7 protein-coding genes and 1 pseudogene are annotated in these 10,313 nt (G+C 69.6%); 6 read left to right on the forward strand and 2 right to left on the reverse strand.

Annotation, left to right across the window (positions count from 1 at the left end):
• Nucleotides 1–46: 46 nt before the first annotated feature.
• Nucleotides 47–1,060 carry a sugar-binding transcriptional regulator gene (locus V7053_RS00730; RefSeq protein WP_443022471.1) on the reverse strand — a complete coding sequence of 338 codons (1,014 nt, stop codon included), beginning with the start codon at nt 1,058–1,060 and terminating at the stop codon, nt 47–49.
• A gap of 113 nt (nt 1,061–1,173) precedes the next feature.
• Here V7053_RS00730 and V7053_RS00735 point away from each other — a divergent pair, with 113 nt between their 5' ends.
• Nucleotides 1,174–2,937 carry a glycerol-3-phosphate dehydrogenase/oxidase gene (locus tag V7053_RS00735; RefSeq protein ID WP_334170337.1) on the forward strand — a complete coding sequence of 588 codons (1,764 nt, stop codon included), beginning with the start codon at nt 1,174–1,176 and terminating at the stop codon, nt 2,935–2,937.
• Entirely contained in the window at nt 2,930–4,462 is a 1,533-nt protein-coding gene (gene glpK / locus V7053_RS00740; protein ID WP_334170338.1) for a glycerol kinase GlpK, read from the forward strand. The genes V7053_RS00735 and glpK overlap by 8 nt, the downstream gene beginning before the upstream one ends.
• Here the strand turns inward: glpK and V7053_RS00745 are convergent.
• Nucleotides 4,459–4,599, reverse strand: a complete 141-nt coding sequence (locus V7053_RS00745; RefSeq protein WP_334170339.1) for a hypothetical protein — start codon at nt 4,597–4,599, stop codon at nt 4,459–4,461. The two genes, glpK and V7053_RS00745, sit on opposite strands and share 4 nt — an antisense overlap.
• Before the next feature lie 123 nt (nt 4,600–4,722).
• Here V7053_RS00745 and leuS point away from each other — a divergent pair, with 123 nt between their 5' ends.
• From leuS to V7053_RS00765, 4 genes and pseudogenes are all read left to right on the forward strand, one after another.
• Nucleotides 4,723–7,239 carry a leucine--tRNA ligase gene (leuS, locus tag V7053_RS00750; protein ID WP_334170340.1) on the forward strand — a complete coding sequence of 839 codons (2,517 nt, stop codon included), beginning with the start codon at nt 4,723–4,725 and terminating at the stop codon, nt 7,237–7,239.
• 33 nt (nt 7,240–7,272) lie between these two features.
• Nucleotides 7,273–8,289: a DegV family protein gene (locus V7053_RS00755; RefSeq protein WP_334170341.1), complete on the forward strand. Its 1,017-nt coding sequence runs from the start codon at nt 7,273–7,275 to the stop codon at nt 8,287–8,289.
• 109 nt (nt 8,290–8,398) lie between these two features.
• Nucleotides 8,399–9,253: a ComEA family DNA-binding protein gene (locus V7053_RS00760; RefSeq protein WP_334170342.1), complete on the forward strand. Its 855-nt coding sequence runs from the start codon at nt 8,399–8,401 to the stop codon at nt 9,251–9,253.
• A gap of 491 nt (nt 9,254–9,744) precedes the next feature.
• A pseudogene (locus V7053_RS00765) lies at nt 9,745–10,313 on the forward strand (hypothetical protein); the annotation flags it as partial.

Below are 10,313 nucleotides of genomic sequence, written 5' to 3' on the forward strand. Positions count from 1 at the left end.
GCGCGCCCGGGCTCAGGCGCCCAGGGCGAGAAGTGCGCGCCCGGGCTCAGGCGCCCAGGGCGAGAAGTGCGCGCGCCGTCGCCTCGTCGACGACGAGCTCGGTCACGAGACCCGCGTTGAGAGCGCCGCGCAGGCCGCGGGCCTTCGATGGCCCGGCGGCGACACAGAAGCGATGCTCGACGGCGCGCACCACCTCGTGGTCGGGCCCGGTCGAGCGCTCGTTGAGCGCTATCCCCTCGGAACTCCCGTCTTCGCGATAGAAGACGGTGGCGACGTCGCCGACGACACGCTGCTCACCGAGTGACCGCAGATCGGCGGAGTCGAGATAGCTCCCGGTATAGACGTGGCTCGGGACGTCGGCGTGGACCGAGCCCACCCCGAACACTGCGACCGACATGTCGGCCTGGAGGTCGAGCACGCGTCTGACGCTGCGTTCCTGCCACATGAGCCGCTTCGTCTCCGCGCGGTCGAAGAAGGCAGGCACCGGGAATTCCTCTACCGCGGCGTCGTAGGCGGCCCCGAAGCGCCGCATGATCTCACTTGCGTAGCCCAGGCCCATCGTCTGCGTGTTGGCCGCACCGTTGAGCTGGACCACGGTGGTGCCGTGCGTGGGCTTGCGGTTGAGATACCGGCTCATGGCCGTGAGCGTAGAGCCCCATGCCACCCCGACGACGGCGTTGGAGGTCACCAGCGGGGTGAGCGTTCTGGCGGCATACATCGACACCCGATCGAGCGTTTCGGCCTCGTTGAGGTTCGATACGTGGGGGACGACGTGGGTCCGGACCCCGTAGCGCTGCGCCACGGCGGATTCGAGTTCGGCGGACGACTCGAGGGGGTCCGCGATCTGGATCTGGACGAGGCCGGTCTCGCGGGCGAACGCGAGGAGGCGGGAGACCGTGGACCGAGAGGTGCGGAGCTCCCTCGCGATCGCATCCATCGTGAGGTCCTGGAGGTAGTAGAGCTGAGCCGCGAGGAGCGCCTCGCGCTGCCTTCGGCTCGCGGGACTTTGTGCGGGAACCGCTGCCCCAGAGGGCCCGGGAAGCGTCGCGGAGCGTGACATGGCCACTATTCTTGCACGTTCGTGCAACGGCCTTGAACTTTCTTCTCAGACGCTCGAACAATGGATCTCGACACCCTGCCGCGCACGTTTCAACACGTTTCAAGGAGATTCCTGTGGCCCCGCAGCCCCGCCCCGCCGTCCCACTGCCGTCGTCGCCTCCGCGCCCGTCGGTCTCTGCCCTCCGGGCAAGGCCACGCGCGCAGGTGCTCATCATCGGGGGCGGCATCAATGGCGTGGGCACGTTCCGCGACCTTGCGCTGCAAGGCGTGGACGTGACGCTCGTCGAGCGCGGCGACTACTGCCAGGGGGCCTCGGGCGCGTCCTCGCACATGATCCACGGAGGGATCAGATACCTCGAGAATGGGGAGTTCCGGCTCGTGCACGAATCCGTCGTCGAGCGGAACCGCCTGCTGCGCATCGCCCCGCACTACGTCAAGCCGCTGCGGACCACGATCCCCGTCTTGACGACGTTCTCTGGGCTCCTCAACGCCCCGCTCCGGTTCCTCAGCCATCGCTCGGGCAAGCCCGGTGCGCGGGGCGCCGTCCTGATCAAGATCGGGCTCTCCCTCTATGACGCGTTCTCCCGGGAGGGGGGCCGGCTGCCACGGCACCAGTTCGTCGGCCGCAAGCGCGCCCTGGCCGAGCTGCCGCGGCTTCGCCCCGACGTCAAGTACGCGGCGACCTACTTCGACGCCTCCGTCCACAACCCCGAGCGGCTCACCCTCGACGTCCTGCGCGACGGGCTCGAGGCGAGCCGGGAAGCGCGGGCGGTGAACTACGTCAGTGCCGTCGGCACGCACGACGGCGCGGTTCGGCTGCGCGACGAGCTCACCGGCGACGAGTTCGACTTTGCGGCAGACGTCGTCGTCAACGCGAGCGGAGCGTGGACTGACCGGACCAATTCCGCACTCGGAGCCGAGACCCGTTACATGGGCGGGACCAAGGGTTCCCATATCGTGCTCGACGCCCCCGAACTGCTCGCGGCAACCGGGGGCCGGGAGATCTTCTTCGAGCACGCGGATGGACGCATCGTGCTGATCTACCCGATAGGGGACCGGGTCCTCGTCGGCACGACGGACATCGACGCCGGCGAGGACCTCACCCCGGTCTGCACCGAGGAAGAGGTCGCGTACTTCTTCCACCTGATTGGCCATGTGTTCAGGGACGTGCCGGTCGATCCGAGCCAGATCGTCTACAGCTTCTCCGGCGTCCGCCCCCTTCCACGCCACGACGACACCGCCCCGGGTTTCGTTTCCCGGGACTACCGCATCGAGCGGGAGGCCAGCGCGGACGGTGCACCGGTGCGGCTGAGCCTCGTCGGCGGGAAATGGACCACCTTCCGCGCCCTCTCGGAGCACTTGGCGGACGCCGTTCTCGGCGAACTCCGCGTCCCGCGCTCCACAAGCACGGCGGAGCTTCCCATCGGCGGCGGGGCCGGCTTCCCCGACGGGCCGGCCGCGCGCAGGGACTGGATCGCCACGCACCTTCCGACGGTCGCGGATCAAGCCAGGGCAGAAGGGCTCCTCGAACGCTATGGCACGCGTGCCGAAGCGGTCGCGGCGTTCCTGGCCGAGGGGCCAGATCGCATGCTGGAGAGCACCGACGAGCTGAGTGTCCGCGAGCTGGCCTATCTGGCCCAGCACGAACAGGTGGGCCACGTCGTGGATGTCCTGATCCGGCGCACATCGCTGGCCTTCCGCGGCCTGGTCACGAGCGAACTCGTCTGGGAGGTGGCCGAGACCCTCGCACCCCATCTAGGTTGGGAATCCGAACGCGTCCGCGAGGAGGTCCGGCACGCCGAGCGAACGCTGGCCGACTTCCACCGAGTCGCCATCGCGCCACCCAGGGCCGAGGTCGAAGGAGCCGTGAATGCCTGAGCAGGGAGACACCCCCGACTACGTCATGGCTATCGACCAAGGCACGACCAGCACGAGGGCGATCGTGTTCGACCACCGTGGCTCGATCGTCTCGACCGGCCAGCTCGAACACGAGCAGATCTTCCCCCAAGCCGGTTGGGTCGAGCACGATCCCCGAGAGATCTGGGACAACACCCGTGAGGTGATCGGCCAGGCCCTCTCGAAGGCGAACCTGACCCGCCACGATATCGCGGCCGTGGGCATCACGAACCAGCGCGAGACAACCGTCGTGTGGGACAGGACCACCGGCGAGCCGGTGTACAACGCGATCGTCTGGCAGGACACGCGCACGCAGCCCATCGCCGACGAGCTCGCGGCGGACTGCGGCGTCGACCGCTTCAAAGAAACGGTGGGGCTGCCGCTCGCCACCTACTTCTCGGGGACGAAGGTCAAGTGGATCCTCGACAACGTCGAGGGGGCCCGCGCCAGGGCCGAAGCGGGTGATCTCCTGTTCGGCAACACGGATGCGTGGGTCCTCTGGAACCTCACGGGCGGAACCGACGGCGGCATCCACGTGACGGACGTGACGAATGCCTCCCGCACCCTCTTCATGGACCTCAAGACGCTTTCCTGGGATCAGGGAATCCTGGACGTCTTCGGCGTCCCGGCGACGATGCTGCCCGAGATCAGGTCATCCTCCGAGGTCTACGGCGCCGTCCACACGTCGCAGCTCCTCCGCGAGGTCCCGGTCGCGGGCATCCTCGGCGACCAGCAGGCCGCCACGTTCGGCCAGGCCGCGTTCGAGGCCGGCGGGGCGAAGAACACGTACGGTACGGGCTGCTTCCTCATCTTCAACACGGGCGAGGAGATCGTCCACTCCAAGAACGGCCTGCTGACAACGGTCGGGTACAAGCTCGGCGAAGCGAAGCCGCACTACGCCCTCGAGGGCTCGATCGCGGTGGCCGGCTCGCTGGTCCAGTGGCTGCGCGACAACCTCGGCCTCATCCGTTCCGCGCCCGAGGTCGAGGAGCTTGCCCGCTCCGTCGCGGACAACGGCGGGGTCTACATCGTGCCGGCGTTCTCCGGCCTGTTCGCGCCCTATTGGCGGCCGGACGCCCGCGGCGCGATCGTCGGTCTCACCCGCTACGCGAACAAGGGCCACATCGCGCGCGCCGCACTCGAGGCGACCGCCTTCCAGACCCGCGAGGTCCTCGACGCCGTGAACGCGGACTCGGGCGTGCCGCTGGCGGAGCTCAAGGTCGACGGCGGCATGGTCGCCAACGACGCGCTCATGCAGTTCCAGGCAGACATCCTCGGCGTCGACGTCGTCCGGCCGAAGGTCATCGAGACGACGGCGCTCGGCGCGGCATATGCGGCTGGCCTCGCTGTGGGGTTCTGGGGGGACCTCGGCGAGCTCTCTGCGAACTGGGGCGAGGACAGGCGCTGGAGCCCACAGCTCGGCGAAGCCGAACGAGACCGGCAGATGCGACTCTGGAAGAAGGCCGTGACCAAGTCGATGGACTGGGTCGACGCCGACGTCCGTTAGACGCCGTGGCCCAGGCGGCTAGCGTGGCCGCCCGCCGACGCGCCCGACGACGGCGGCCCCTCCTCGCTGGGAGGGGTGCCGTCGTCGTGCCCCTCCCCGGGACTGAGCGGGGCCTGCGCTAGGATGTGGGTATGCACGGCATCCTCCTGCTTCACTAGCCGCTCGAATCGAGCGGCGGCCCCTCCCTGCGAGGGGCTTTTGTGTGTCAGGGGACGAACGCTGGCGGACGCCAGAGGTGACGAACGGTGGAGAGAACCAGGGTGAGCGAACAGCAGGGAGCGGAGCAGACGACTGCAGATGTGGCTGAGGCCACCTACAGCTTCGCCGCGATCGAGGCCAAGTGGCCGGCAGTATGGGAGAAGCTGGGCGTGTTCACGCCCCAGGACGACGGAAGCCGGGAGCGCCGGTACGTCCTGGATATGTTCCCGTACCCCTCGGGCGACCTCCACATGGGCCACGCGGAGGCGTTCGCGATGGGCGACGTCGTCGCGCGCTACTGGCGTCTCCGCGGGTTCGACGTGCTGCACCCCATCGGCTGGGACTCGTTCGGACTCCCGGCCGAGAACGCGGCGATCAAGCGCAACGCCCACCCCGCGGAGTGGACCTACGCGAACATCGACACCCAGGCCGCCTCGTTCAAGCGCTACGGTCTGAGCCTGGACTGGTCGCGTCGGCTGCACACGTCCGACCCCGAGTACTACCGCTGGACGCAGTGGCTGTTCCTGCGCTTCTACGAGCGGGGACTCGCGTACCGCAAGAACCACCCTGTCAACTGGTGCCCGAAGGATCAGACTGTGCTCGCGAACGAGCAGGTCGTCAATGGCGCCTGCGAGCGGTGCGGCACGCCCGTGACCAAGAAGGCGCTCAACCAGTGGTATTTCAAGATCACCGACTACGCAGACCGGCTCCTCGACGACATGACGGAGCTCGAGGGCCGCTGGCCCGAACGCGTCCTCGCCATGCAGCGCAACTGGATCGGCCGTTCTGAGGGCGCCCATGTCGACTTCGCGGTCGAGGCGACCGGTGACGGAAGCAAGCCGGAACGCAAGGTGACCGTCTTCACGACGCGGCCGGACACGCTCTACGGTGCGACGTTCTTCGTCGTGGCGGCCGACGCCGACCTCGCGACGGAACTGGTGGCCCCCGAGGAGGCGGCGGCCCTCGCCGAGTACCAAGATCGGGTCAAGGCCCTCTCAGAGATAGAGCGCCAGAACACCGACCGCGAGAAGACGGGCGTCTTCCTCGGTCGCTACGCCGTGAACCCGCTGAGCGGGGAGAAGCTGCCCGTCTGGGCCGCCGACTACGTGCTCGCCGACTACGGCACCGGAGCGATCATGGCAGTGCCGGCGCACGACCAGCGCGACCTTGACTTCGCGCGGGCGTTCGGCCTGCCCGTACGGGCGGTCCTCGACACCGGCGAGGAGAACCCGGCAGCAAGCGGAGTGGCGACCGCCGGAGAGGGCACGATCGTCAACTCCGGGCCGCTCGACGGACTCTCCAAGACCGAGGGCATCGCAAAAGCCATCGAGATCGTCGAGGCCGCCGGGACCGGCGAGGGCACCGTCAACTACCGCCTCCGCGACTGGCTGCTGTCGCGCCAACGCTTCTGGGGCGCGCCCATCCCCATCATCCACTGCCCGGCGTGCGGCGAGGTGCCGGTTCCGGACGACCAGCTGCCGGTGCGCCTCCCCGACGACCTGCGGGGCGAACAGCTGTCCCCGAAGGGCACTTCGCCGCTCGCGGCCGCGGAGCACTGGGTCAACGTCACGTGCCCGAGCTGTGGGGGCCCGGCGAAGCGCGACACGGACACGATGGATACATTCGTGGACTCTTCCTGGTACTACCTTCGCTATCTCTCGCCGGACTACACCGAGGGACCGTTCGATCCGGATGCGGCGAAGCGCTGGATGCCCGTGGCGCAGTACGTGGGCGGCGTCGAGCACGCCATCCTGCACCTGCTCTACAGCCGGTTCTTCACGAAGGTCCTCAGGGACATGGGCCTCATCGACTTCGACGAGCCCTTCGCAGCGCTCATGAATCAGGGGCAGGTCCTCAATGGGGGCAAGGCCATGAGCAAGTCCCTGGGCAACGGTGTCGATCTGGGCGAGCAGCTCGACCAGTTCGGCGTCGACGCGGTGCGCCTCACCATGGTGTTCGCGTCGCCGCCAGAGGACGACGTCGACTGGGCGGATGTCTCTCCCGCGGGCTCCGCGAAGTTCCTGGCGCGCGCATGGCGTCTCGGCCAGGACGTCACGAGCGAGCCGGGCGCAGATCCCGCGAAGGGCGACCGCGCGCTCCGCAGCGTCACCCATCGGACGCTCGCCGATGCCGCCGAACTGCTCGAGGCGCACAAGTTCAATGTCGTCGTCGCCAAGACGATGGAGCTGGTCAACGCGACCCGCAAGGCGATCGACAGCGGGCCCGGAGGAGCGGATCCTGCCGTGCGCGAAGCGGTCGAAGTGGTGGCCATCATCCTGAGCCTCGTGGCGCCCTACACCGCAGAGGACCTCTGGGCGGCACTCGGCCACGACCCGTCCGTGGCCAACGCCGAGTGGCCCGCCTACGATCCATCGCTGCTCGTGGAGGAGACCGTCACCGCGGTCGTCCAGATTCAGGGCAAGGTCCGCGACCGGCTTGAGGTGTCCCCTGACATCGAGGAGGACGCCCTGCGCGAGCTTGCGCTCGCGTCGCCCAACGTTCAGCGCATTCTCGATGGCCGCGGTATCCGCACAGTCATCGTGCGAGCGCCGAAGCTGGTCAACGTCGTTCCGGCATGACCTTGACGGAGCCGCAGCGGCCGAGGCGTCGGCTTGGCTGAGCGCGCCCCGGCCGTCGGGTGGCTGAGTGACCGCTTCCTTCGGGAGCGCCTCGGCCGCCTCAGGCTGTCCGTGCTGCGGCCGCCCACCCCACGCCGGGTCCGCACCGCCGTCGTCACGGACAGCGCCTGCGGACTCCCGCCGGAGTGGATCGCCGCCGCGGAGGCCGAGCCGTGGTTCGAAGTGGTTCCCCTCTCGGTCATGGCCGGCGACGAGATCTATCTCGACGGGCCGGAAGCCGAAGCGGCACTTGCGGTAGCCCTCGCTGCCGGCCGGCCCGTGAAGACGTCGCGGCCCGCCCCCGGAGTGTTCGAGAGGGTCTACCGGCGGCTCGAGGCCGAGGGTTACGGGGCGATCGTCTCGGTTCATCTGTCCGGCGCCCTGTCCGGCACGGCGGAAGCGGCCCGCCTCGGCGCGGAGCGCGTCGGCGTGCCAGTCGAGGTTGTGGACACGCGAACCGCAGGCTTGGCGCAGGGGTTCGCCGTCCAAGCCGCCTTCCTCGCCGCCTCGACCGGCGAGGGCCCTGAGGGCGTGCTCGCGGCCGCACGCGAATCCCTCGACGGCGCCGAGGTCCGCTTCTTCCTTCCGAGCCTTGAGCAACTGCGGCGCGGGGGACGGATCGGCGCAGCCGCGTCATGGGTGGGCATGATGCTCTCGATCCGTCCGCTGCTAGCGGTCCAGGACGGCAGGATCGTGCCGCTCGAACGGATCCGCACGAGCGCCCGCGCGTTGCCCCGGCTGCGTGAACTCTCGATCGGCGATGCGCGGAACCGTATGAACCCGCGGCTCGCAGTCCATTACTTCGGGAACCGCCCGGAAGCGGAGACCCTCGCGCGCGAACTCATCGAGGGGCTGAAATCAGGAGGGGAAGCCTCCATTTCGGATGCCGACGTCGTCGTCACACCGTTGCCGGCCGTCCTCGCGGCCCACACGGGGCTTGGCGTCCTCGCCATCGTCGTCACGGGCCGCCTGCGCGACCCCGCGGCATCGCCGCCCACGCCCGGGACCTGACGACTTGACCCGGGCCCACTAGTCCTCCACTCCAGGCTCTCCCCGCGTGGCGATTCACATAGCGCTTCAACGCGCCGCGGGGCGGCTGCGTCCTTGCGATGCTGGCTGCATGGGACGGAAACGCGGGGAGCGCCTCCGAGCGCGGCACCGCTGGGACCAGGTCGTCGGACCGAGCCCCCGGGAGGGAGCCCAGGGGCAGCCGCGCGTCCTCTCGGACGGAGCTCTGCTGGACCCAGATGCTTCGTGCGGTGAGATCGCGCACGAGTCGGAAACGGTGGCGGGTGAGGGCGCCAGCGCACGGGCAGGCGGACCACGCTGGGCCCTTTCCGCCGGACTCGCAGCCATCGTCCTGTGCTTCTCGGGTCTCGGTGCCGGTCTGTGGTGGTGGTCGACGGCGTCATCGCCGCCGGAGGTCGGCCCCGTCGAGCCCCGTGACGCAGCCCTGTCCGGGGGCAGATCAAGCCCACAGGGCGATCGCCCCGAGAGCCCCGGGGTGGAAGCTGCGGCGGGACGGGAGAAGGACGGCGTCCGGACTTTCGTCGTGCACGTTGCGGGAGCCGTGGTGAAGCCGGGCGTCTATCGGCTCCCCCAGGGGAGCCGCGTCCACGACGCAGTCAGCGCCGCGGGGGGAGCGCTGCCCTACGGTGAACCGGACCGTCTCAACCTCGCCGCCCAGATCGAAGACGGAGCGCGGATCGCGGTCCCCCGTCAGGGTGAGGCACTTGAAGCTGGCGCGGCGAGTTCCGAGCCAGATCGTCCCGCAGCCGGCGGCTCGAAGGTCAATCTCAATACGGCCAATGCCCAGGAACTCGCCCAGCTGCCCCGAGTCGGCCCTGTGCTGGCGCAGAGGATCGTTGACTATCGGGAGCAGCACGGACGCTTCTCAGCACCCGCCGATCTCGACGCTGTGCCGGGGATCGGCTCGAAAATGCTCGAATCCCTCCTGCCGCTGGTGTCAGTATGAGCAGGCACCAGGCGGACCGCTCGCGTCTGAACGCGTGGCGGCGTTACGTCCAATCGGCCACCGAAGGCCCTCGTAGCGCTCCGCACGCAGCCGAGGGCCAGCCGCCCTCCGGTCGCACCGGTCGGGGGCACATCGAAGCGTTGAGGGAATGGCTGGCTCTCCGATCACTCCGGCAGCACGCTTCGGCCGGAACGGATCCACGCCTCACGAGCCGAGCATGGAGAGACCTTCGGCTCATCCCGCCGGCTGCGGCTCTCTGGGCTGGGGCTGCGTGGCCCGTGGTCGGCGCCTCCCTGGGGCTGGACGGAGGCGGAGTCTGGGCGTGGGCGCTCGGGGTCGGCGTCGTGCTCCTCGTCGCCGCAGGCTGTCTGTCAAGAGACTCCGCCCCACCTCCCGTCCGCGCCGGGGCGCAAGGCCAGCGCTCCCGTCCGGGGCGCCCTGCCCGGAGCAAGAACCCTGGGCTGCGCCGGAAGCTCGCTATTGCCGCTCTCGTGACGGCCGCCTCCGCAGACGCCGGCTTCCTCGCGGGCGCGGCACGCCTCGCAGCGGACACCGCCGGTCCGGCCGGCGCGCTCCTTGCGGAGGGCGGCACCGCCGTAGCCACCCTCGAGATCCTTTCGGAACCACGCCCGCAGACCGCCGCAAGCCAGTTCGTCACGGGAGCCCGCTACATCACGGACGCGCGGCTCCTCGGGGGAATTCGTGACGGCCAGCGATTCACGGCCTCAGCCCGCGTCATCCTGGCGGGCGGAGCGTACCTTCGCGGCCTGGGGGCTGGGACCCGGATCGAGACGGCCGCGAAGGTCGCGCCACGAGGACCGGGGACGGCGTATGTCACCGCTCGAAGTTCTCCCCGTACGGTCGTGCCCCCCGGTCAAGGTGCAGCTTGGCGCGCCGCGGCCCGCGACGCGCTCCGCACACGCGCGTCGTGGCTCCCGTCGGACGCCGCCGGGCTCGTGCCGGCCCTCGCAGTCGGCGACCGCAGCAGCCTCGATCCGCGTCTGGTGGAGTCCCTCCGCGTCGCCGGCCTCACGCACTTGACCGCCGTGAGCGGGGCGAA

The organism is Sinomonas sp., assembly GCF_036848755.1.
Classification (GTDB): Bacteria; Actinomycetota; Actinomycetes; order Actinomycetales; family Micrococcaceae; genus Sinomonas.

Excerpts from the sequence above, each read along its gene's own strand:
- V7053_RS00760 (WP_334170342.1), top strand. The coding sequence starts at position 8,399 with ATGGGACGGAAACGCGGGGAGCGCCTCCGAGCGCGGCACCGCTGGGAC.
- V7053_RS00730 (WP_443022471.1), bottom strand. The coding sequence starts at position 1,060 with ATGTCACGCTCCGCGACGCTTCCCGGGCCCTCTGGGGCAGCGGTTCCC.
- glpK (WP_334170338.1), top strand. The coding sequence starts at position 2,930 with ATGCCTGAGCAGGGAGACACCCCCGACTACGTCATGGCTATCGACCAA.